The organism is Sediminibacillus terrae (genome assembly GCF_009602435.1).
In the GTDB taxonomy this organism is placed as follows: Bacteria; Bacillota; Bacilli; order Bacillales; family Amphibacillaceae; genus Sediminibacillus; species Sediminibacillus terrae.
In genome coordinates, this window is sequence record NZ_VZDQ01000029.1 from 1 (window position 1) to 22,477 (window position 22,477).

The following is a 22,477-nucleotide window of genomic DNA, read 5'->3' on the forward strand; positions in this document are numbered from 1 at the left end:
TTTTAAATGAGTAAGATCCCTCAGAGACGATGAGGTTGATAGGTCCGAGGTGGAAGCGTGGTGACACGTGCAGCTGACGGATACTAATCGATCGAGGACTTAACTTAAAACAAAAAGTGAAGGCGACCGGTCAACAGCGTATGGATAGATCAGCCAGATTGTAGTACGCCGCTTTAAGCGTACGAAAAGCTGGATGAACTATCCATACGCTGTTAGGAGCCGTAACTGGATTAAAGCACCATCACGTGTGAAGTTCGTTGATGTCTTCCTTCTTATCTAGTTTTGAAGGTGTAAGTGATTTTTTGAAATTTACCCTTGATTTTTTGTGAAAAACAGCTATAATAGTTGTTGTCACAAAAAAAGTACACTTGGATGTACGCCAAAATGAGTCTGGTGGCAATAGCGGAGAGGTCACACCTGTTCCCATGCCGAACACAGCAGTTAAGCTCTCCAGCGCCCATGGTAGTTGGGGCTTTGCCCCTGCGAGAGTAGGACGCCGCCAGGCATATCCGTTCCACCGTAGCTCAGTGGTAGAGCAATCGGCTGTTAACCGATCGGTCGTAGGTTCGAATCCTACCGGTGGAGCCATGGAGAGCTGTCCGAGTGGCCGAAGGAGCACGATTGGAAATCGTGTAGACCGCTACCGCGGTCTCGAGGGTTCGAATCCCTCGCTCTCCGCCATTTCTTAAATGGCCCGTTGGTCAAGTGGTTAAGACACCGCCCTTTCACGGCGGTAACACGGGTTCGAATCCCGTACGGGTCACCACTTAATTGGAGGATTAGCTCAGCTGGGAGAGCACCTGCCTTACAAGCAGGGGGTCGCAGGTTCGAGCCCTGCATCCTCCACCATTAGAGAATTTGATAGGAATAATCTCCTACATTATCGCGGGATGGAGCAGTCTGGTAGCTCGTCGGGCTCATAACCCGAAGGTCGCAGGTTCAAATCCTGCTCCCGCAACCAAATTATTTTCTTGCAACGTCGATTATCCTTCTTCGTTAGAAAATGATAATAGTGCTTGAAAGAGTGCAACCAATTCATTTCACTTACTACGCTGAGTTATCCCTTGGCTAGTGAGAGATACAGGTGCCCGACAGGGTACAATCCAATCATTCCTTAATATGGTCCGGTAGTTCAGTTGGTTAGAATGCCTGCCTGTCACGCAGGAGGTCGCGGGTTCGAGTCCCGTCCGGACCGCCACTTACATAGTTTCATATCATTTATTGGCTCGGTAGCTCAGTCGGTAGAGCAACGGACTGAAAATCCGTGTGTCGGCGGTTCGATTCCGTCCCGAGCCACCTTTTATTTTGGAGGGATAGCGAAGTTGGCCAAACGCGGCGGACTGTAAATCCGCTCCCATCGGGTTCGTAGGTTCGAGTCCTACTCCCTCCACCATTACATAGGGGTATAGTTTAACGGTAGAACAGAGGTCTCCAAAACCTCCGGTGTGGGTTCGATTCCTACTACCCCTGCCATTATTAATATGTTGGCGGTCGTGGCGAAGTGGTTAACGCACCGGATTGTGGCTCCGGCACTCGTGGGTTCGATTCCCACCGGTCGCCCCATTTTCCAGTGTGTGGTATAGTTGGGCTATAGCCAAGCGGTAAGGCATCGGGTTTTGATCCCGTGATTCGCTGGTTCGAATCCAGCTAGCCCAGCCAAAAATGCGGAAGTAGTTCAGTGGTAGAACACCACCTTGCCAAGGTGGGGGTCGCGGGTTCGAATCCCGTCTTCCGCTCCATTTTAAGGCGGCATAGCCAAGTGGTAAGGCAGAGGTCTGCAAAACCTTTATCACCGGTTCAAATCCGGTTGCCGCCTCCATATGAATAACGTGCCGGTGTGGCGGAATTGGCAGACGCGCACGACTCAAAATCGTGTTCCTTCGGGAGTGTCGGTTCGACCCCGACCACCGGTATCCTAAAAAGACTCCAACTTTAAAGTTGGAGTCTTTTTTTACGTTGAATCAAATTGGTTAAATGATAAAAGACATATGGTCTAACCACAAAGAATAGTGTATAGTATATTATATAAACATAATGTATGACGTACAGTATTAGAAAAGAGGACAAAAAATGGAGTTATCGATTCACTCATTCCTGACAGAGTTAAAAAGAGGGAACTTAACGCTGGCGGTTTTAAGCCAGTTGAGAACGCCTCAGTACGGGTACTCACTTGTTCAGCTGCTTGAGAACCTGGGGATAGGCATTGAACAAAGCACGCTATACCCCTTGCTAAGGAGGCTGGAAAAACAAGAGCTTCTTAACAGCTTTTGGGATACTTCTGAAAAAAGGCCTCGAAAATATTATGAATTGAGTGAGTATGGGGAAAAGGTTTTTCAGCAATTGAGGGAGGAATGGATGAAAAATACCAAAAGGCTGTTTGATGTCCTTAACGAGGAGGATAAGGAAAATGAATCTAATTGAGGTGTACGTTCAAGAAGTGACCCGATGGTTGCCAAAGAAGAAAAAGGAGGATATCGCTTTAGAGTTAGAATCGACCATCCATGACATGTTGCCCGATGATTATGATGAAAAGGATGTGTACCTGGCTCTTGAGGAGTTGGGAGATCCTAAAGTTTTGGCGAATAAGTACAGCGAAAAACAAACCCATTTAATCGGCCCCAAATATTACGATTTGCACCTTTCCATTCTAAAATGGATCATTCCTTTTGCGGTTATTTATTCACTTTTCACCCTACTGGGGGTAAAGCTTTTAAATCTGATCAATCTAGGAGAGAGATTCGACGTATCGATTTCCAATATTGAAGAGGTGCTGATAAATGCAATCACCTGGTCGATTACGGCATATGTTTTTGTGACAGTGATTTTTGCCATTATGGAACAAGTGGATGGAAAAAATGAAGATCTGCCTAAATGGATGGGGTTTACTTCGTGGGATCCAAAAAAATTATGGAAAGAATATAGTGTTCCAAAGAAAAAATCGATTCCATTATCTGAGATTAACGCAGGCTTAATATGGACAGTGGTTTGGGGAGTAGGTTATTTTTATGCCGACCGTTTCCTTGGAATATATGAAAGTGGGCAGGATGGGCTTAGAATGGTAACTCCGGCGTTTAATCAGGAAGTACTATTATCATTCTGGCCGATAGTCCTTTTGCTACTTGGAGCAGAAATTGCCTTAGCTATCTACAAATTAATCAAAAGGAAATGGTCAAGAAACATGGCTGCGTTTTTTATGATTTATAAAATAGTCTCGGTTGCTTCATTTGTGGTTATTTTAATGCAATCGAAGCTTTTCGCCGCAGAGTTCCTCATGACGTTAAGTGCCTGGTTTGACGCTGCTCCTGCTATTATGAAGGATTACATGGTGTGGGGAACGTTAACGTTAATGGTGGTTTTTGGAGCTATCGCAATTTACGAGGCTTTTAAGAAAGCTAATATGAATAACAAATCCGTGCTGTGAGAGAGCAGTTAGAAATGGCTGCGTTTTTCGGCTCATGCAGTAACAGGTATAGTAGAATCCCCAGATGCGCATGAATCTTCATCTTGTTTTTTCCGTGTTATACCCCATAGGTTAGTTTTTCTCGTATCTTAAAGCAATATCAGCTACTGTCCCAATAATTCCTCTAGTGGCGGATTTACCAATCCGCCACCTTTTGCCAACTAAAGATGCCAGGATCAGTCCATTAATTCATTCAAGAAATCCGGGTTTGCAGTGATATCGACGACTGCCTCGCTGGAAAGATCTACTGCATATCGTCCATTGGTAGAAGAATGCCCTGACACTAAGGTGGAATATCTTACGATAATGTATCCCTTTATCTCCCCATCATATAGAAGAAAGTCGTTTTCACTTTCTGTCCATTTATTTCTGTCCCGCAAAAAGTTGGTGACGAAAGAAATCGCCTTTTCTTGATCTTTTTCATCGGTGTCTGTTTGAATTTGGTTGTTGTCGGTCTCGTTTTGAGTGTCAGTGTCTTCTACTTCCATTTGTGCATCTCTTTCATCCAACTCGGTTTCTTTCCCTGAGTTTTCTTTTTCCCCCTCATTTTGCACACCACTTTGCTCGGAACTATTACTCTCGTTTTGGGTGTTTTCTGAAGAAGTATCTTCTGCATCTTCCTGAGTGGATGGCTTTGCATCATCGTTAGAGTCTTTACCAGAAACGGATTGATCATCTGATGTGTTTGTATCTACTTCTTTACTTTTATCCTCTGCACAGCCAACGAGCAAAAGAACGAGCGAAAGCAAGGCAACATTGTAAGAAAGTAGCTTGATTGGTTTCTTCATTTTATTCTCCCCTTCTTAATCCAACTCTATATATGATTTAAAAAACCCGCAATAACTTTATCATAATCCAAGTTATTCCCCTATAAAAGGTCGAAAATGGAAAACACAGAGTTTTGTTGTCGGTTTGAATGCGCTTATTAAATAGTATATCCAGGTCGCATCTTTTTCGTTTTATGTATTGATTATCTCAGCTGTAGCTCAACAATAAGCCTGTGACTTGAAGAAACAAAAATAAACATCAGCAATGGCCTATTCAGTCAATGGTAACACAAAATTACCTAAAATAACTTAAATAGTATGACACAATAAAATAAAAATGATATACTAATTTTAAATCTAAGCTGGAGGAGATGTAGATGGCAGAGAAGCGGTACATTCGCTGGTTCAATGAAATCCGTAAAGGAGATATTCCGCTGGTGGGCGGGAAAGGGGCTAACTTAGGTGAACTCACCAATGGAGGAATCAGGGTGCCTCCTGGTTTTTGTGTAACCGCGGAAGCATATAGCGATTTTGTTAAGGAACGTAACCTGGATAAACAAATACTCGAAGAGATAAAACAGCTGGATATGGAGAATAACGCCCAGCTTCAGAGTGCAAGTGCTCTGATCCGGGAATTGATTCTTCAAACCGATATCTTGAAAGCGATTGAAGAAGAAATTCGTGAAGCGTACGCAACCTTTCAGTCAAGCCTTCAAGTGGATGACTTGTTTGTAGCGGTTAGAAGTTCCGCAACAGCGGAGGACTTGCCTGAAGCATCCTTTGCAGGACAACAGGATACGTACTTAGAAATTAAAGGGATTTCGGAAGTGATCCGGCACGTTAAAAAGTGTTGGGCATCCCTTTGGACGGCACGTGCCATTTATTATCGCGAGAAACAGCATTTCGACCACTTCGATGTGTCTCTTTGCGCTGTGGTCCAGAAAATGGTGAACAGTAAAAAAGCCGGTGTGCTGTTTACATCCAATCCTGTGACAGAAAACCATAACCAGATGATGATCAATGCCAGCTGGGGGCTGGGTGAATCCGTCGTTTCCGGGATGGTCTCTCCTGACGAATATATCGTTGATAAAAAGAATAATAGGGTTGTGGAAAAGCATATTGCCACGAAAAACTTCCTTGTCGTCAAAAACGAGAAAGCAGTCGGAACGTCAAAAGTCGCCGTCAAAGAATTCTTGGGGGAAGACCTGGTAACGCAACAATGCCTGACAGCAACAGAAATCAGTCGACTCTCTGCTGATGCACTGCGAATCGAAAAAATGTATCACTCTCCACAGGATATCGAGTGGGCGATCGATGGTGACACCAATGAATTATATATTTTACAGGCTCGGCCGATTACCACGTTAAAAAAGGAGGAAACGGGTGTGAAGGAACAAGTGGAAATAAAACGAGTGGCGCTTTTGCGGGGGCTCGCTGCATCTCCAGGAAGGGGAAGTGGGAAGGTAAGGAAAATCAAAGATATCACCGAAATTTCGAAGGTGGAAGAAGGGGATATCCTGGTAACCATCATGACCAATCCGGACATGATGCCGGCCATGAAAAAAGCTGCAGCCGTTGTGACCAACGAAGGTGGCCGGACTTGTCACGCTGCCATTGTTTCCAGAGAGTTCGGCATTCCCTGCATTGTCGGGTCCAACAATGCAACCGAAGTATTGAAAGAAGGAATGGAAGTCACTGTGGATGCCACACGAGGTGTCGTTTATCAAGGCATATTAGAGGAAACGGAGGAAAAGGATAAAGAAAGAAACCAGACACCATCCGTTATCGACCAAATGAATCTTCATCAGCTGGCTCCGATTACCGGGACGAAGGTTTACATGAATCTTGGTGAGCCGGATTTGATCGGAAAATACAAAGACCTGCCGTTCGATGGAATAGGACTGATGCGTACAGAATTCATTTTCACCCACCTTGTCGGCGCCCATCCTATGTATCTATTGCGAAATGGGGAAGAAAAGCAATTTATCGATAAAATGGCTGAGGGCATCACAAAGGTGGCGCAAGACGTTTACCCTAAGCCTGTCGTCGTAAGGTTGAGCGACTTCCGTTCCAACGAATTCAGAGGATTAAAAGGCGGGGAAGAAGTAGAACCGATTGAAGCCAATCCGATGATCGGGTGGAGAGGGGTTTCCCGTTATATATCTCCGGAATACGAGGAAGGTTTCCGGCTGGAATGCCGCGCCATAAAAAAAGTAAGGGAAGACTATGGACTGATAAATGTGTGGACCATGCTTCCTTTCGTCAGGACTACTTGGGAAGTAAAGAGAGTCAAAGAAATCATGGCAGAGGAAGGTCTCATACAAGATCAACAATTCAAAATTTGGATTATGGCCGAAGTGCCATCCGTCATATTCGAAGCGGAAGAATTCGCGAAAATGGTTGACGGGTTTAGTATCGGGAGTAATGATCTGACCCAGTTGGTACTTGGCTCCGATCGGGATTCGGGAATTCTGAACACCATGGGTTACTTTGATGAACGCAATCCTGCTGTGAAGAAGGCAATCAAAATGTTGATACAAGGGGCACATAAGCATCATAAGAGCGTTTCTATCTGTGGGCAGGGACCCTCCTTGTATCCCGAATTTACAGAATTCCTTATCCAGGAAGGAATCGACAGTGTGAGCGTGAACCCGGATACGGTAGCCGGCACAAGGAGATTGGTTGCATCCGTCGAGCAGCGGATGATTATGAACAAAATTAGAGAATTATAAATCTCTTTAGCATAGTAACCAATGAGGTGCTTCATCCGAGCTTCATTGGTTTTTTATGGATTTCATTTAACGGTGATGTGTTACCTAGTATGGCATCTCGCGACACTTCACGCATTTAAAAAAGTGACTCAAATAAATAAACATCAGTCCCTTTTGTGACGCGGGAAATGGGAAACACATTCTATGTGACTGTCGTTTCTTGAATGAATAGAAGGTTATGCGATCAGTGGTAAGTGGTTTGTTGAATCCGAAAGAGCTTTTCCTGTATTTACACTTATATCCTAGTCTTGAAAAAAGAGCTATGTTATACTTAATGAAAATCACATATGTTTACACTGGGGGTGCCGTATAAGGCTGAGACAGATAGTATTTCTGGACCCTTTGAACCTGATCTGGGAAATACCAGCGTAGGGAAGTGGGATTGAAACTTTTATATTATGTCTGTTTATAATATATTGACTAAAAGGCCACCCCTATATCCGGGTGGCCTTTTTGCGTCCCGCGAATCGATGGAAAATATGACGAAGGAGTTGCAGTTCATTAAAGACAGTGCTAGCCAAGGGGGAAAGGGTTATGGGGAATGGAGAACTGCATATCGTTTCTACCGGAAATCAACGACCAGAAAAATTAGCCAAAATCGCAGGGGACATACATCCATACATAACCGCTATTCATATCCGTGAGAAGCATAAAACGGCTATGGAAATCTATCAACTGATTAAATTGTTACTAGACAGTCAAGTTCCCATTTCTAAAATCATCGTAAATGACCGGTTAGACGTTGCCCATGTGATGAAGGTCTGCGGTGTTCATTTAGCGTATCATTCTTTACCGATCGGCCCAGTGAAGGGAAATTTCCCTGAATTCCGCGTTGGTTGTTCGGTTCACTCCCTTGAAGAAGCAACGTTGGCTCAAAAGCAAGGTGCTGATTATGCATTCTTTGGCCATGTTTTTCCCACACAGTCCAAACCAGGATCAGCACCACGAGGAGTGGAACAATTACGGTTAGTTTCATCGTCTGTCTCTATGCCGGTGATGGCGATAGGAGGAATCAAACCTGGCAATGTAAACGAGGTGATGGAAGCTGGTGCGAAAGGGGTAGCTGTGATGTCGGGTGTTTTGGAGGCGAACCAGCCTCTTGGGAAAGTGAAAGAATATGTTTCCCGACTTTCTATCTCAAACAAGTTTAGATAGGAAGTGCTAAGCGGAAAGGAGGACTTTTAATGCCTGATAAGTACGATTGTATTGTGATTGGCGGAGGGGTCAATGGGGGTTCTGTCGCGTATAACCTGGCCAAAAGAGGGAAAAAAGTTCTTTTGCTGGAAAAGGACCGCCTGGCAAGTAAAGCTTCTGGAGCGGCTGCGGGGATGCTGGCGGCACAGGCTGAACTGGAGGAAGATGGTCCCTTGTTCCACTTGGCAAAGAAAAGCAGGTCGATGTTTCCTATGCTTGCAAAGGAAATAAAAGAATTAACCGGAATGGATATCGAATTAGTAAACAAAGGAATGTACAAAGTGGCTTTGACAGATGAGGAAGAAAACCGTTTTAAGCATGTTATTGAACTCCAAAACCGGACAGGTGAACAAGCAAAATGGATAAGTCGGGAAGAAGTACGAAGGAGAGAGCCTGCCCTATCCTCAGCCATCCGGGGCGCGATGTATATTGAAAAAGATGGGCAGGTAGCAGCGCCGCAAATAACGCTTGGTTTTTTGAAAGCAGCTGCAGTGCTGGGGGTGGAAATAAGGGAGTTTACGGAAGTTTTCGCTTTTCTTTTTGACAACGGAAAAATAGCAGGAGTAAGGACAAGTGGAGGGAGCTTCGAGAGTGACAAGGTGATTTTGACGGGAGGGGCATGGAGTGAATCCCTGTTGCCTGATTCGGAAATTCCCTTCAACACTTATCCCGTAAAAGGAGAGTGCTTTTCCGTGGTCGCCCATCGACCATTACTGACTGGAACGATTTTTTCTCATAGCTGTTATCTGGTACCCAAAAAAGGCGGTCGCCTTCTGGTAGGGGCCACGGTCCGACCAAATACCTTTGATCAAACCGTGACAGTGGGTGGGATTTCTTATCTGATGGAGCAGGCGAAAAAACTAGTTCCTGAAATCATACATGCAGAATGGGAAAAAGCCTGGGCTGGTATTCGGCCGCAAACTTCAGATGGTCTTCCTTATTTAGGGGAGCATCCAGCATACGAAGGGTTGTTTGTGGCAACAGGGCATTTCCGGAACGGCATTTTGCTTTCTCCTATTACTGGCGAACTGATCGCTGGATTAGTAGATCGAGAACTGCTGTCAGCGGACTTACGTGCCTTCCGGATAGATCGCCACCTTGAGAAAACGCTTTAACGAGGAGGAATATGGATGGAGTTAGTTATCAACGGCGATATGGTAGAAGTTCCGGATACCATTGCCACTGTTTCATCATTATTAGAGTACTTCGGAATTGGGGATAAGGTTGTGATTGTGGAACTGAATCAGAACATATTAGAAAAGCATGCACATGCAGATACGAGGCTCTCTGACCGGGACAAAATCGAAATTGTAAACTTTGTAGGAGGCGGATGATGATGCTCAAAATAGGTGATTACGAATTTTCTTCAAGACTTTTGCTAGGGACAGGTAAATACCCGGATTTTGATGTGCAAAAGAAAGCAATAGAAGTTTCAGACACAGATATCCTGACTTTTTCCGTCCGCAGAATGAATATTTTTGATGCTGGTCAGCCCGATTTTCTTGAAAAAATCGATGTGGAAAATTATACGCTGCTCCCGAATACCGCAGGGGCCAAGACAGCGGAGGAGGCCGTCCGTACGGCGAAACTGGCAAAGGTTTCTGGATTATGTGACATGATTAAAGTAGAAGTGATCGGTGATCAAAAAACACTCCTGCCGGATCCGATAGAAACGCTAAAAGCAGCGGAAATGTTGTTGGAAGAAGGTTTTGTTGTCCTTCCGTATACGTCGGATGATGTTCTGTTAGCGAAACGGTTAGAGGATTTAGGCTGTCATGCCATTATGCCCGGAGCATCCCCGATCGGGTCCGGGCAAGGTATTGTGAATCCATTGAATCTTCGGTTTATCATCGAACAATCCAATGTACCTGTCATCGTCGATGCTGGCATTGGGACACCTTCAGACGCAGCGATCGCAATGGAAATGGGGGCGGATGGAGTACTGTTGAATACTGCTGTTTCTGGTGCCGGAGATCCTGTGAAAATGGCAGAGGCAATGAAAATGGCGATTGAAGCCGGGAGATTGGGATATGAAGCAGGACGTATTCCGAAAAAACGATATGCAACAGCAAGCAGTCCAATGGAAGGATTGAGTGTACTTGAATGAGCGTTATTCTCGCCAGGAATTGTTCGGGCCCATCGGGAAAGAAGGACAGGATAACATTAGCAGCAAACATGTGTTGATAATTGGTGCAGGAGCCCTGGGTACTGGAGCCGCCGAAGCCCTTGTCCGAGCAGGAGTGGGAAAGCTGACGATTGCTGACCGGGATTACGTGGAATGGAGCAATCTCCAGAGACAGCAGTTGTATGCAGAAGAAGATGCTCAAAAACGCTTGCCAAAAGCCGTGGCAGCAGAAAAGCGTCTTCAATCGATTAACTCTTCGGTGACAATTGAAGCCATGGTGCTGGATGTGTCAGTCGAGGAAGTAGAGCAAATGATTGATAAGGTGGATTTAATCATCGATGCCACTGATAATTTTGATATTCGCCTGATTATAAACGACATAGCTCAAAAATATCGTATTCCGTGGATATATGGAGCATGTGTAGGAAGCTATGGAATTAGCTATACGATTTTGCCGGGAGAGACTCCTTGTTTGCATTGTCTGCTTGAAACTGTGCCGATGGGAGGGATAACCTGCGATACGGAAGGAATCATCAGTCCGGCTGTCCAAATGGTGGTCGCGTATCAAACGGCAGAAGCGTTAAAGATATTAGTTGAAGACAAGAAATCGTTGCGGAAAAAACTTGTGTCCTTTGATTTATGGAAAAATCAGCATACGGCCATTCAAGTCGATAAGCTGAGGAAGGAAGATTGTCCATCTTGCGGTCAAGCCCCTTCCTATCCTTTTCTGTCGTATTACAACCAGGCAAAAACAGCAGTTTTGTGCGGGCGGGATACAGTGCAAATTCGTCCCGCAAAGCAGAGGAGCAGAAACTTGCAAGAGCTGGCGGAGCGATTATCAAAACATGGCGGCAAGGTTTCGCAAAATCCTTATTTGCTTTCTTTTTCAATTGGAGATTTCCGCCTTGTCATTTTTCAGGATGGACGGGTGCTAGTCCATGGTACAAAGGATATATCAGAAGCAAAGACGTTGTATCACCGATACGTGGGATAGGATCATTTAGGAGCTCTATTTCTATAAAAATTTGTAATCGAAACAATAATCTCGCTATTTCTATTATAATAAAGGAAAAATAATATAGGATGGTGATACCTGATGAAGTTTATATTAATTTTGTTTATGGTGTTACCTTTCATGATGATAGTAGGATGCCAAGAGGGGAAGAATGATGCTAACAGGAATCTAAGAGAGCATATTGATAAGGAAAAATGATTTACAAAGCTGACTGATGGAAAGTGCCTGGCACTCTTGTATGTCGAATGTGACATATGCAAGGAGTGGCAGGCGCTTTTTTAATGGTTGGCTTATTTTTTTATATCCATTAATAGTTCTTCAAACCATTTAACATTCACGATATGATGGGAACGTGAATTCTCCAGTAACTTCTTGAAATGGTTCTTTTCATCAAAAGTGGTTAGCGATTGCTCTATCAAGGAGATTTTCTTTTTCGTTTGCTCGATTTGTATTTCAATAAGTTTTGCCAGTTCGTTGCTATCATACTCATCTGCAAACAACATGGCGGCATAAAATGATAAATTTATATAATCTGTCTTTGATCCATACTTGACCATCAATCTATCAAATTCTTTATCCCCTAGTTCCGTGATGATGTAATTGCGTTTCTCTCGCGTGTTGTCTAATTGATCGACTTTTTCAATATAATGTTTTTCTTCCAGCTGTTGAAGATTATAGTAGAAGGAACCCTTCGTGAAATTCACAACATATTGATAGTGTCTCTCTTTCATCAAGGCAAGCAATTCGTATCCGTATGAACCGGGATTTTGTTTCAATAAACCTAAAATCAGTAACGGTATCAAAAAAATACCTCCTTTAAATTCCTCAAGACAATCACCATGGAATCAACGATTGTTGATTTGCGCTAAGGAGGACTCGAATTCCTCATAGGATATTTTTCCTTGTGCCAAATCCATACTTTTTATATAGATCTTTTCCGTTTTTGTGTAGGCTCCAGGCATACGATTGATTAATCCGTTCTCATTATTTAATGGCTTTAAGACATGTTGTTTATTGCTAAAGGCTTCAAAATAACGCAGACCAAATTTTCTTTGTGAAGCTGCATCAAGATGAATACCATCGGGATTGGAAGTTAAACCGGAAGCTGTGACAAAGTAACAATTAGCTTGTTCAAAAGCAAATCGTTGCAGCTCTTCGTTGACGAGGTGATACTCCGTACAGTGCTTTCCGAATCCTTTTTTGCCTAAGAAATCTCCTAAGCCACCAATGATAAGGGGAATTTCCGGAGCATCCAGCTCTTTTCTAAGCGTCTCGACAATCAAAAGCAATTTATCGTAGTAGACCTTATAGTTGCCGTTTATACTATCACTTTCTCCTTGATGCCATAGAATGCCGGTTAATTCACTAGTCTCCATGGCAAATTTTGCTTCGCTTAGTGCGTGTCTGAAAAGAGTTTTATCCACAGCCCATTCATCCAGTGAGCTTCCTCCTTCAGCACAAGGTATTAAGCCGATGGCATCTTCTGGATTTTGCCGGCACCAGGCTTCTGCAAATGAACCAGCCAGACTTATGCCGGATACAGGCCGGTCATAATTTATTGGTTCGGTCATCATCTGCCACCTTCCATTACGCAGCATACTTATTCTTTCATTATAAATGGGAGTTGTATCATGAATGAATCCCCGACCAGCCATATTGGACTGGCCTAGCATTAAAAATGATTTCATTGTTTTCAACCTTTCTTAGGGTAATTAAGATGAAATGGTTTCACTTTTCGCTAACTGTCTACTTTTTAGCCCTTACATGCATGGATGTGGCAAAGAAAAAATTTGTGCGATATAAAGAGTCTAATTAGACTATTATTACTTCTTCATTATAGTCTAATTAGACTCTTTGTCAAATAGATCCGTTAAAAGGATACATTAGCTCCTTTGTAATCAAGAGTCGGTCTGTGGCTCTTTTATGCTGACTCGAGTTGTTCAAGGAGTGCTTTTTGTGTACAAAATGCCCCTTCTGAACTACTCCCGGAACATTCGCTCCTATTGACCACTCCGTTCCTCAACACATCCAAACATAATATACGACCAAACGTTCATACTACCAATAGTGACTTTGCAGGAGGAATGGCATGTGAACATTGCAAACATTTTTACGGTCATCGGATTTATCGCGTGTACGTTGTTTATTATTGTGCTTCTGGTACTTGGAATCTTTTTATACAGAGTGGATAAGAGGCAAAAACAACATCCTATTCTTCGTAACTATCCGTTAATCGGGAGAGTCCGATATTTTTTGGAAAGCATTGGCCCCGAGCTGCGGCAATATTTATTCAACAATAACCGGGAGGGGAAGCCATTTTCGCGAAACGATTATCAGAATATCGTGAAAAAGGCGAAGTACAAGCGGGATGTCATTGGATTTGGCTCGCAGCGCGATTTTGATGAGCCTGGATATTATATCAGGAATTCGATGTTCCCTCACTTAACGGAAGAATTAAAGATGGATAGGGAGACGAAAGTCACGACCGATCGCTATCTATTGATTAATGAACCTTTGTTTGCTCAGAGGGAAGAACGGTTGGAAAAGGACGAATCACCTGTTTATTTGCTGGAAGACGAAGATGCAATCGTGATCGGGGAAAACACGAGGCATCCATTCAAGGTGAAAGGCCAGATTGGTATGTCGGCGATGAGTTATGGTTCTTTAGGCGAGCGGGCCATTACCGCCCTGTCGGAAGGATTGGGAATCGCGAAAGGAACCTGGATGAACACAGGAGAAGGCGGAATCTCCGATTACCATTTGAAAGGCGGCGTGGATATCATCATGCAAATTGGTCCCGGACTATTCGGAGTCAGGGATAAGGAAGGGAACTTCAGCTGGGATGCATTGCTGGAAAAAAGCGAAATTCCGGAAGTGAAGGCGTTTGAGATGAAACTGGCTCAAGGCGCAAAAACAAGAGGCGGACACATTGACGGGGAGAAAGTGACAGAAGAAATTGCCAGGATAAGAATGGTAGAACCTTTCAAGTCGATCGACAGTCCGAATCGATTTCGGGAATTCAGTGATTTTCCTTCCTTGTTTGCATTTATGGAAAAGGTTCGCGAACATACCGGAAAGCCTATCGGCATGAAAGTCGTAATCGGCAGCCGGGAGGAGGCTGATGACCTTGCCAAAGCAATCAAGGAAACTGGTATGGGGCCGGACTTCATTACAGTGGATGGCGGGGAAGGCGGTACAGGAGCATCGTACCAGGAATTAGCGGACAGTGTGGGGTTGCCGATCCGATCGGCGCTGCCGTTGGTCGATCATGCGCTTCGAAAATACGGGGTCCGGGGCAAGGTGAAAATCATTGCATCGGGAAAAATGTTTTCGCCTGACAGAGTGGCCATCGCACTTGCAATGGGGGCGGATCTTGTCAATATTGCCAGAGCTTTCATGATCACTGTGGGATGTATTCAGGCGCTGCAATGTCAATCCAATTCCTGTCCGGTCGGGGTGGCGACGACGGATCCGGATTTGCAGCAAGGGCTCGTAATCGAAGAGAAAAAGTGGCGGACGGCAAACTATGTCATCACCATGCGCAAAGGTCTTTTCCGGGTGGCAGCGGCAGCTGGCTTGGATTCACCGACAAAGTTCATGAGAGAGCACATTGTATATCGGGATGAACAAGGCAGCACATGGTCGTTGGAGGACATTTATCAATCGGCGGTGCAACCGAAAAAGACGAATGATATTTCTTAGCGGAAGAAGGGGCGGTAAATGAAAGCTGCGGAACTTTTGATAAGGTGTTTGGAAAATGAAGGTGTCGAATATATTTTCGGTGTACCTGGAGAAGAAAACATCGATGTTATGGATGCACTCCATGATTCAACGATTCAATTTATCCTGACAAGGCATGAAACGAGTGCGGCTTTTATGGCAGGGGCCTACGGACGGCTTACAGGGAAACCGGGCGTATGTTTGGCAACACTTGGACCAGGGGCAACCAATTTGTTGACGGGTGTCGCCAATGCCAACATGGATTTATGCCCCATCGTGGCCATCACCGGGCAGGCAGGGCTTAGCCGCCAGCACAAGGTTTCCCACCAATACTACGACATGGTTTCGGTATATGAGAAAGTAACGAAATGGAATGCACAGATAAAAACACCTGAGATTGTTCCGGAGGTTGTGCGGAAGGCCTTTCACGTTGCTACAGAGGAAAAGACGGGTGCGACGCATATCGAACTTCCAGAGGATATTGCGGGAATGGAAGTGGACAGTTCCCCGCTGCATGTGGTTCCGCATCACCTAGCAGAAGCGGATGGCCCGGTGATCAACCAGGCGGCCGAAATGTTGGAAAAAGCGAAGCATCCACTGATTTTAGCCGGAAACGGGGTGACACGGGGAAATGCAGCTGAAGCGTTGAGAGATCTTGTAACAATCGCAAATCTGCCGGTCGTACATACATTCATGGGGAAGGGTGCAGTGCCATGGACCGATGAACACAGCTTGCTGACCGCTGGAATCGGCGGGGATGACTATATCACCTGTGGATTGGATGAAGCAGATTTGATTATGGCTGTCGGCTTTGACATGGCGGAGTATTCGCCAAAAAGCTGGAATCCCGAGGGACAGACCCCTGTCCTGCACATTGACACCCGGGAAGCAGAAATCGATGCCTGCTATCCCGTTCGATTACAGGTAGTCGGCAATTTGCAAGAAAACATCACCAATATTAAGGAAGCACTTTCGGAAAAAGCAGGAGATCGAACGTGGATCTCCCATGTTCGAAGCAAAGCATTCAGCGAACTGGAATCATACCAAAACGACGAAGCGTTTCCCGTCAAACCCCAAAAAATAATTGCTGATTTACGCTCGGTTTTAGCTGAAGACAGTATTGTCATCTCGGATGTAGGTGCGCACAAAATGTGGATGGCCAGGATGTATCATAGCTATCAACCGAATACGTGTTTGATTTCGAATGGCCTGGCATCGATGGGGGTAGCGGTTCCCAGTGCCATTGCTGCGAAGCTTGTTCACCCGGAACGTCAGGTGGTTGCTGTCTGCGGCGATGGTTCGTTTCAAATGACCAGTGCAGAGTTGGAGACTGCCAAACGCTTGAACGTCCCGATTGTGATCCTTTTATGGCGGGATGAAGGATACGGTTTGATTGAATGGCACCAAATGAAAGCTTTTAACCGTTCTTCACATATTAAATTCGGCAATCCGGATTTCGAGCAGCTTGCCGAGTCATATGGCTTCGAGGCTTTGAAGATAGAAAAGACAAAAGAACTGAAGCCAATCATAGAAAAAGCGCTAGCGATGAATAAGCCCGTACTGATTGATTGCCCGGTTGATTATCGGGAAAATATGAAGCTTACAGAAAAACTGGGAAATATCATTTGCTGAACGGAGGACTCCTTTAAGATGAAAATTGGATCGATTATCAATGGGCGAGAAAGAATAGAAGATAACCGGCAGACAATGACGGTGTACAATCCTTTTGACAATGAAAAAGTTGCGGAGTTAAAGCTTGCCGCGAATAAAGACCTTGATGACGCGGTAACCAGCAGCTTCGAAACGTTTCATTCTATGATGAAGGCTATGCCGGCGCATGAACGTGCGGATATCTTACGGAAAACGGCCGATTTGTTAGAGGGAAAAACGGAGGAATTTGCAACCACGATCAGCAAGGAGGCAGGTAAGCCGATTAAGTATAGCCGCGGGGAAGTTGCGCGTTCTATCCAGGTTCTCCGTTTTGCTTCTGAATTGGCCAAAAATATTACGGGAGAAGTGTTGCCGATGGACGCCGCAATCGGCGGCCGGCATCGAATCGGGCTGGTAAAGCGAGAGCCGTTGGGAGTGGTGGGTGCTATCACACCGTTTAACTTTCCCTTGAATCTTTCGCTTCATAAACTGGCTCCGGCTCTGGCTGCAGGCAACACCGTTGTTTTCAAACCGGCGGAAAAAACGCCGGTTTCAGCCTACAAGCTTGTAAAGCTGTTTCAGGAAGCGGGACTGCCTGATGGAGTAATCAACTTGGTCATCGGCACTGGTGAGGAAGTCGGTGCGCCACTGGTAACACATGACCACGTCCATAAAATCAGCTTTACAGGCAGTCTGGCAGTAGGCAAGAACATCAGGGAAACAGCCGGGTTCAAAAAGGTCACGTTAGAGCTGGGTTCCAATTCCCCGAACATCCTGTTTGAGGACGCCGACATCGAAGACGCTGCCACAGAGCTGGTAAAAGGAGCTTTCTCCTTTTCCGGCCAGGTGTGCATTTCCGCCCAGCGGATTTACGTGCATCAAGACATTTATGATGCTTTCCTTGGATCGTACATCCAAAAAATTAATGCATTGCGCATTGGCGATCCGCTCGAGGAACATACGGACATCGGTCCGATGATCAATGAAGAAGAGGCGAAACGGGCAAAGCAGTGGATTGACGACGCGGTAGAAAAAGGAGCGAAAATCGAGGTCGGAGGTGAACGAAACGGTGCTGTTTTGACCCCTACGCTCATGACCAACGTGGATGAAAACATGAAAATCATCGCCCAGGAAGTATTTGCTCCGATAGTTTCAGTCATCCCGTTCAAAACGGAAGAGGAAGTAATCGGCTATTCCAATGATTCCATTTATGGACTGCAAGCCGGCGTTTTTACAAACGATATCAACCGGGCAATGCGGGTTGCCGACCGTTTGGAAATGGGCGGTGTCTGGATTAATGAAATTTCCACATACAGGCAGGATAATCATCCGTATGGCGGAGTGAAGCAAAGCGGTGTGGGAAGAGAAGGTGTGAAATATGCCATCGAAGACATGACCGAAATGAAATTCATCGGGATAAAGATCGATCAAAACAAGCAGTAAACGAACAGTACCAGCTGTGTCGTTACCCCATTCTCCCTTATCAACTTGGGGAGGAGGGGCTTTTCGTTATACGGAAAAACAGGCAGATTAAAAGCCTCTCCCTTTTTATATCTGTTACAATTTCACTAACTAATGGGGGTGGAGGATAATGACAAACCAATTGGCAGGAAAAACCTATCGTTACCGGAGCCAGCAGCAGTATCGGAACGGCGATTGCAAGTTTATTGTGAGACGAAGTCCGCCGTGCGAGCGATTTCCACCGGGCTGGAGAAAGAACTCGAAAGAACAGGTGTACGTGTGACCAACATTTCCCCTGGCATGGTGGAAACCCCGCTGAGTTCCGAGAGTCCATTTGAAAGCGACCGCAAAAAACTCGAAACAACCGATATTGCAAAGGCGGTCGTTTATGCTGTGACCCAGCCGGATTACGTAAATGTCAATGAAATTACGGTAAGGCCGGTTTAAAAGCTTTTATAAATCAATATTAATTGGAGATACGGATTACGAGGTTGAAAGCTTATATTTTTGATTGGACTATGCCTATCTATAAAATCGTGTGTAAAAGGGTGCTATAACAAATACATCAAATAAATTTGATTTAAAAGGTTGCAATTTGAAATAATGAATAATACAATAACATTAAATCAAATAAAATTGATATAAGGAAGTGAACTTACATGGGTTTACAAAATATAAGTGATATTAATCAACAAGAAATGTTTAATACATACGAATCGAAATTTAAAGCCTTGTCTGATCAACTCCGCCTGAAGATCATGTATGAGTTAAACCAAAAAGGACAGATATGTGTCTGTGACTTAACCGAGATTATTGGTTTATCGCAATCAAAATTATCTTATCATCTAAAGATTTTGCTTGATGTCAATCTAATTGAAAGAGAAAAGATCGGCACTTGGAATTATTATCGTTTGAATGAAGAGGAAGTAAGAGGTCTGCTGTCAGAAGAGTTATGCTGTATTTTTTATCCTGAGAAAAAATAAAAATTTTAAGTTAAACATCAAAAAAATTTGATTAATAAATCAACTTTTTTTGATGTGAAACGAAGGGATGGAAGGAAAAGATGGATGCTTTTTTGCAGTTTTTAATAACATTGTTGACGCTTTTTGTGGAGTTAACATTGCTATTTATTTTAATTAGCTTTTTGGTGAGCTGGTTACAGCGAAAGGTTACTGAAGAGAGGATTAAAAGAGTTCTCGATCGTCCGAACAAATGGAGTGGTTATCTTTATGGAACAGGGCTAGGTGCTTTGACCCCGTTTTGTTCATGTTCCACCATACCAATCTTAGCGGGCTTATTATCTTCCAAGGCACCATTTGGTCCATCAATGTCATTCTTGATTGCTTCCCCTCTCTTGAATCCAGTAATTGTTATATTGCTTTGGACATTACTTGGATGGAAGCTGACACTTTATTACGTCATGATTGTTGGGATATTTTCCATGCTTATCGGAGTTGTCTGGACTACTTTAGGTCTGAAAGAATCAGTAAAGGAAGTTAAAGTCAGAAAAAGCAAGAGTGAAGGTGACAGTATTACTGCTCCTAAGTGGGAATTAGCTCTTCAAGATGCATGGTCATTCTTTTATCCATTATTGCCTTTCTTGCTGATTGGTGTTTTTATCGGAGCATTTATTCATGGTTTCATACCGCAAGATTTTATCGTTAAATATGCAGGTGGTGACAAGCTATGGACGATTCCGATAGCTTCCGTTATTGGTATTCCGATGTACATTCGTGGAGAAGCGATTTTGCCTATTGCAGATGCTTTGGTGGGGAAAGGCATGGGGATTGGAGCGGTTATCGCCCTATTAATCGGTGGAGCCGGAGCAAGTATCCCGGAGGTGATTTTATTAAGCAAGCTGTTTAAAAAGAAATTAGTTGTTGCCTTTGTGGTATCAATATTATTTGTTGCCATTAGTACAGGATTTATCGTTCAAGTAATCCTATGAAGGGGGTGATAATCATGGGAGAAAAAAAGTCCGGTCTTAAAAAGTTGTTCTCTAGATCTAATAAAGATTGCTGCAGTATTGAAATTGAAGAAGTAAAAGCAGAAGAAAGTAACTGTTGTAAAACTGGAGAACAGAAAAGTGATAAACAAGAGAAAGAAGCTTGACAAATTAACCAGCCAGCAATTTCCTGCCGACAAAACAAAGGACTTTTTCAGAGAGTCCTTTGTTTGTTTTCAACTAATCCACCTTCCTTACGGTAAGGTTAAAAATAAACGGTAAGACCGGGAAAAGAGGTAAACAATGGTCGTCAATCATGGAGGATCTTTAACGCAAAATTACTTTAAATCTTATATAAAATTAATTTTGAATGCAAACGAATGTTCATTAAAAGAAGCTAAGGAGATAGTTTTTAACCATTTTTTTGAAAGGAAAGAAAGCCGTTTTGGGGAAGAAACATATAAGAATTTTTTATTTGCTTATAAAGAATTGGAAAATGATATATACGATTAATTCTGCTTGCCATCGTCTTGGTTAAATAGTACAGAGACTCTGTAGAGGCGTCCGGGATATGTGTATGGAAATAATGAATTACCTTTCTTTCCTATTGAATAAACTCCTCCTTTAAGAGGCAAAGTAAGCGTGACTATACCTGAGGAGGTCTCATTATGGAAGAAAATAAAGATAAGAAAACGCCGCAGGGGAAAGACGTTGAACGCGATACGCTAACGACACGGCAGGGCCGTCCTGTGGTTGATAATCAAAATATCCGTACAATCGGCAACCGCGGTCCCGCCACGCTTGAAAATTACCATTTCATCGAGAAGATTTCCCACTTTGACAGGGAAGAAGTACCAGAGCGGATTGTCCACGCAAGAGGATCAGGTGCATTCGGTTATTTCGAAACCTATGGAAAAGTAGGGGATGAGCCGGTGGAGAAGTATACACGGGCGAAAGTGTTCTCGGGAGCGGGCAAGAAAACCCCGTTGATGGTCCGCTTCTCCACGGTGGCAGGGGCGAAAGATGCTCCGGAAACCGATCGCGACCCCCGTGGTTTTGCGGTGAAGATGTACACGGAAGATGGCAACTGGGATTTGGTAGGAAACAATTTAAAAATCTTTTTCATCCGCGACGCCATGAAATTTCCGGATATGATTCACGCGTTTAAAGCAGACCCGGCATCCAATATAAAAAGTCCTGAACGGATGTTTGACTTCGTTTCCCGTACTCCGGAAGCAACCCATATGATTACTTTCCTTTTCTCCCCTTGGGGTATTCCTGCTACATACCGCCATATGCAGGGGTCCGGGGTCAACACGTATAAATGGGTGAACGATAAAGGAGAAGCGGTGCTGGTAAAGTACCACTGGGAACCAAAACAAGGAATAAGAAATTTGACACAAGAAGAAGCGAATGAGATTCAGTCGAGGAACGTCGGGCATGCGACCCAGGATTTATATGAAGCGATTGAGCGTGGAGAATATCCGGAATGGGAGCTGTTTGTCCAAATCATGGAAGACGGGTACCACCCTGAGCTCGACTTCGATCCGCTTGACGATACGAAGCTTTGGCCGGAGGATAAATTTCCGTGGCTGCCGGTGGGGCGGATGGTGCTTGACCGCAATCCAGAGGATTTCCACGCGGAGATTGAACAAGCAGCCTTCGGTACAGGTGTACTAGTCGATGGGATGGATTTTTCCGATGATAAAATGCTTCAGGGACGCACTTTCTCCTACTCTGATACCCAGCGCTATCGCGTAGGGGCAAACTATTTGAAGCTGCCTGTCAATGCTCCTAAGACTGGGATCCGGACGAACCAGCAGCGCGGCCAAATGGATACCCGTGATCCGCGGGAGTCGGGGGACAACCCGCATATTAACTATGAGCCTTCCATGGTAGGTGGCTTCCAGGAAGCGGACGGGTCAAAAACCCCGCCACATGAACCAGAGTATCATGATGCGGCAATGAGCGCACCGATCGACCGCACCAATAACTACGGCCAGGCCGGCCATACCTATCGCAGCTTTGAGGATTGGGAGCGGGATGAATTGATAAAAAATCTCTCAGACGCCCTTGCGATTTGCGACAAACGAATTCAGGATGCCATGATCGAACACTTTACGCAAGCCGATGAAGACTATGGACGCCGGGTAAAAGAAGGCATTGAAGCAAAAATGACAGAGATGAAGAAAATGGAGAAAATGCAGGGAGAAAGCATGGTTCCAGGCCGTGAATCAGGAGAATCCAAGTATGGCCGGGGGTCTATCGCCCAGCATGAAGCAACGGAAGATGCCGTGAAGAAAAGCCACGAAGCAGACCCTTACTAACTCCTTTAAAAGAACGCAAAAGGCTGTACAGAACAGGTGAAA

At 44.5% G+C, this 22,477-nt stretch carries 19 protein-coding genes, 14 tRNA genes, 2 rRNA genes, 1 pseudogene and 1 riboswitch; of the genes and pseudogenes, 33 read left to right on the forward strand and 3 right to left on the reverse strand.

Annotated features, from left to right (window positions below):
- The 18 genes from F6X55_RS19225 to F6X55_RS19310 all read left to right on the forward strand — a co-directional run.
- Nucleotides 1-107 (forward strand): 23S ribosomal RNA (locus F6X55_RS19225); the annotation flags it as partial.
- Nucleotides 108-389: 282 nt separating this feature from the next.
- A 5S ribosomal RNA gene (rrf, locus tag F6X55_RS19230) occupies nucleotides 390-505 on the forward strand.
- Nucleotides 506-513: 8 nt separating this feature from the next.
- Nucleotides 514-588 (forward strand) — tRNA-Asn (locus F6X55_RS19235).
- 1 nt (nucleotide 589) lies between these two features.
- Nucleotides 590-681 (forward strand) — tRNA-Ser (locus tag F6X55_RS19240).
- Between the two features lie 10 nt (nucleotides 682-691).
- Nucleotides 692-766: transfer RNA gene (locus F6X55_RS19245), tRNA-Glu, on the forward strand.
- A 7-nt stretch (nucleotides 767-773) separates the two neighbouring features.
- Nucleotides 774-849: transfer RNA gene (locus tag F6X55_RS19250), tRNA-Val, on the forward strand.
- A gap of 35 nt (nucleotides 850-884) precedes the next feature.
- Nucleotides 885-961 (forward strand) — tRNA-Met (locus F6X55_RS19255).
- Nucleotides 962-1,121: 160 nt separating this feature from the next.
- Nucleotides 1,122-1,198: transfer RNA gene (locus F6X55_RS19260), tRNA-Asp, on the forward strand.
- Between the two features lie 25 nt (nucleotides 1,199-1,223).
- Nucleotides 1,224-1,296 (forward strand) — tRNA-Phe (locus F6X55_RS19265).
- 11 nt (nucleotides 1,297-1,307) lie between these two features.
- A tRNA-Tyr gene (locus F6X55_RS19270) sits at nucleotides 1,308-1,393 on the forward strand.
- A 6-nt stretch (nucleotides 1,394-1,399) separates the two neighbouring features.
- Nucleotides 1,400-1,473, forward strand: a tRNA-Trp gene (locus F6X55_RS19275).
- A 14-nt stretch (nucleotides 1,474-1,487) separates the two neighbouring features.
- Nucleotides 1,488-1,563, forward strand: a tRNA-His gene (locus F6X55_RS19280).
- Nucleotides 1,564-1,584: 21 nt separating this feature from the next.
- Nucleotides 1,585-1,659, forward strand: a tRNA-Gln gene (locus F6X55_RS19285).
- A 5-nt stretch (nucleotides 1,660-1,664) separates the two neighbouring features.
- Nucleotides 1,665-1,739: transfer RNA gene (locus F6X55_RS19290), tRNA-Gly, on the forward strand.
- Between the two features lie 6 nt (nucleotides 1,740-1,745).
- A tRNA-Cys gene (locus tag F6X55_RS19295) sits at nucleotides 1,746-1,819 on the forward strand.
- Nucleotides 1,820-1,831: 12 nt separating this feature from the next.
- Nucleotides 1,832-1,913 (forward strand) — tRNA-Leu (locus F6X55_RS19300).
- A 157-nt stretch (nucleotides 1,914-2,070) separates the two neighbouring features.
- A complete protein-coding gene (locus tag F6X55_RS19305) occupies nucleotides 2,071-2,421 on the forward strand; it encodes a PadR family transcriptional regulator (protein WP_153465368.1) in 351 nt (116 codons plus the stop codon).
- Nucleotides 2,408-3,421: an HAAS signaling domain-containing protein gene (locus F6X55_RS19310; protein WP_153465371.1), complete on the forward strand. Its 1,014-nt coding sequence runs from the start codon at nucleotides 2,408-2,410 to the stop codon at nucleotides 3,419-3,421. Before F6X55_RS19305 ends, F6X55_RS19310 begins: the two co-directional genes overlap by 14 nt.
- Before the next feature lie 215 nt (nucleotides 3,422-3,636).
- Here F6X55_RS19310 and F6X55_RS19315 read toward each other — a convergent pair whose 3' ends face one another.
- Nucleotides 3,637-4,248 carry a hypothetical protein gene (locus F6X55_RS19315; RefSeq protein WP_153465373.1) on the reverse strand — a complete coding sequence of 204 codons (612 nt, stop codon included), beginning with the start codon at nucleotides 4,246-4,248 and terminating at the stop codon, nucleotides 3,637-3,639.
- Between the two features lie 356 nt (nucleotides 4,249-4,604).
- Between F6X55_RS19315 and ppsA the strand changes: the two genes are divergently transcribed.
- From ppsA to F6X55_RS19345, 6 genes are all read left to right on the forward strand, one after another.
- Nucleotides 4,605-6,959, forward strand: coding sequence for a phosphoenolpyruvate synthase (gene ppsA / locus F6X55_RS19320; protein WP_153465375.1), 2,355 nt, complete (start codon nucleotides 4,605-4,607; stop codon nucleotides 6,957-6,959).
- Between the two features lie 327 nt (nucleotides 6,960-7,286).
- Nucleotides 7,287-7,390, forward strand: a riboswitch (TPP riboswitch).
- A 142-nt stretch (nucleotides 7,391-7,532) separates the two neighbouring features.
- Entirely contained in the window at nucleotides 7,533-8,153 is a 621-nt protein-coding gene (gene tenI / locus F6X55_RS19325) for a thiazole tautomerase TenI (protein WP_153465377.1), read from the forward strand.
- Between the two features lie 29 nt (nucleotides 8,154-8,182).
- Nucleotides 8,183-9,307 (forward strand): glycine oxidase ThiO, encoded by a 1,125-nt coding sequence (gene thiO, locus F6X55_RS19330; RefSeq protein ID WP_153465380.1) that lies wholly within the window; start codon nucleotides 8,183-8,185, stop codon nucleotides 9,305-9,307.
- Between the two features lie 15 nt (nucleotides 9,308-9,322).
- Nucleotides 9,323-9,526 (forward strand): sulfur carrier protein ThiS, encoded by a 204-nt coding sequence (thiS, locus tag F6X55_RS19335; protein WP_026569392.1) that lies wholly within the window; start codon nucleotides 9,323-9,325, stop codon nucleotides 9,524-9,526.
- 2 nt (nucleotides 9,527-9,528) lie between these two features.
- Entirely contained in the window at nucleotides 9,529-10,299 is a 771-nt protein-coding gene (locus tag F6X55_RS19340) for a thiazole synthase (protein WP_153465555.1), read from the forward strand.
- Nucleotides 10,292-11,311: a thiazole biosynthesis adenylyltransferase ThiF gene (locus F6X55_RS19345; protein WP_153465382.1), complete on the forward strand. Its 1,020-nt coding sequence runs from the start codon at nucleotides 10,292-10,294 to the stop codon at nucleotides 11,309-11,311. Before F6X55_RS19340 ends, F6X55_RS19345 begins: the two co-directional genes overlap by 8 nt.
- Before the next feature lie 311 nt (nucleotides 11,312-11,622).
- On the opposite strand, the gene F6X55_RS19350 is transcribed toward F6X55_RS19345, so the two are convergent.
- On the reverse strand, nucleotides 11,623-12,135 hold the full coding sequence (locus F6X55_RS19350) for a PadR family transcriptional regulator (RefSeq protein WP_026569396.1): 513 nt from the start codon (nucleotides 12,133-12,135) through the stop codon (nucleotides 11,623-11,625).
- 42 nt (nucleotides 12,136-12,177) lie between these two features.
- Complete coding sequence (locus F6X55_RS19355) at nucleotides 12,178-13,020, reverse strand: sialate O-acetylesterase (RefSeq protein ID WP_153465385.1); 843 nt, start codon at nucleotides 13,018-13,020, stop codon at nucleotides 12,178-12,180.
- Nucleotides 13,021-13,423: 403 nt separating this feature from the next.
- Here F6X55_RS19355 and F6X55_RS19360 point away from each other — a divergent pair, with 403 nt between their 5' ends.
- The 9 genes and pseudogenes from F6X55_RS19360 to F6X55_RS19395 all read left to right on the forward strand — a co-directional run bounded on the left by F6X55_RS19360 (nucleotide 13,424) and on the right by F6X55_RS19395 (nucleotide 22,435).
- A complete protein-coding gene (locus F6X55_RS19360; RefSeq protein ID WP_153465387.1) occupies nucleotides 13,424-15,034 on the forward strand; it encodes an FMN-binding glutamate synthase family protein in 1,611 nt (536 codons plus the stop codon).
- Nucleotides 15,035-15,052: 18 nt separating this feature from the next.
- Complete coding sequence (locus F6X55_RS19365; protein WP_153465389.1) at nucleotides 15,053-16,684, forward strand: acetolactate synthase large subunit; 1,632 nt, start codon at nucleotides 15,053-15,055, stop codon at nucleotides 16,682-16,684.
- 18 nt (nucleotides 16,685-16,702) lie between these two features.
- Nucleotides 16,703-18,145, forward strand: a complete 1,443-nt coding sequence (locus F6X55_RS19370; protein WP_153465391.1) for an aldehyde dehydrogenase family protein — start codon at nucleotides 16,703-16,705, stop codon at nucleotides 18,143-18,145.
- 219 nt (nucleotides 18,146-18,364) lie between these two features.
- Nucleotides 18,365-18,610: pseudogene (locus tag F6X55_RS19375) on the forward strand (SDR family oxidoreductase); the annotation flags it as partial.
- A 251-nt stretch (nucleotides 18,611-18,861) separates the two neighbouring features.
- Nucleotides 18,862-19,146 carry an ArsR/SmtB family transcription factor gene (locus F6X55_RS19380; protein WP_153465558.1) on the forward strand — a complete coding sequence of 95 codons (285 nt, stop codon included), beginning with the start codon at nucleotides 18,862-18,864 and terminating at the stop codon, nucleotides 19,144-19,146.
- 80 nt (nucleotides 19,147-19,226) lie between these two features.
- On the forward strand, nucleotides 19,227-20,111 hold the full coding sequence (locus F6X55_RS19385; protein WP_153465396.1) for a permease: 885 nt from the start codon (nucleotides 19,227-19,229) through the stop codon (nucleotides 20,109-20,111).
- A 14-nt stretch (nucleotides 20,112-20,125) separates the two neighbouring features.
- Nucleotides 20,126-20,275 carry a hypothetical protein gene (locus tag F6X55_RS20130; RefSeq protein WP_202616150.1) on the forward strand — a complete coding sequence of 50 codons (150 nt, stop codon included), beginning with the start codon at nucleotides 20,126-20,128 and terminating at the stop codon, nucleotides 20,273-20,275.
- A gap of 136 nt (nucleotides 20,276-20,411) precedes the next feature.
- Nucleotides 20,412-20,621 carry a hypothetical protein gene (locus tag F6X55_RS19390; RefSeq protein ID WP_153465398.1) on the forward strand — a complete coding sequence of 70 codons (210 nt, stop codon included), beginning with the start codon at nucleotides 20,412-20,414 and terminating at the stop codon, nucleotides 20,619-20,621.
- 155 nt (nucleotides 20,622-20,776) lie between these two features.
- Complete coding sequence (locus F6X55_RS19395; protein WP_026569402.1) at nucleotides 20,777-22,435, forward strand: catalase; 1,659 nt, start codon at nucleotides 20,777-20,779, stop codon at nucleotides 22,433-22,435.
- The last annotated feature ends 42 nt before the right edge of the window (nucleotides 22,436-22,477 follow it).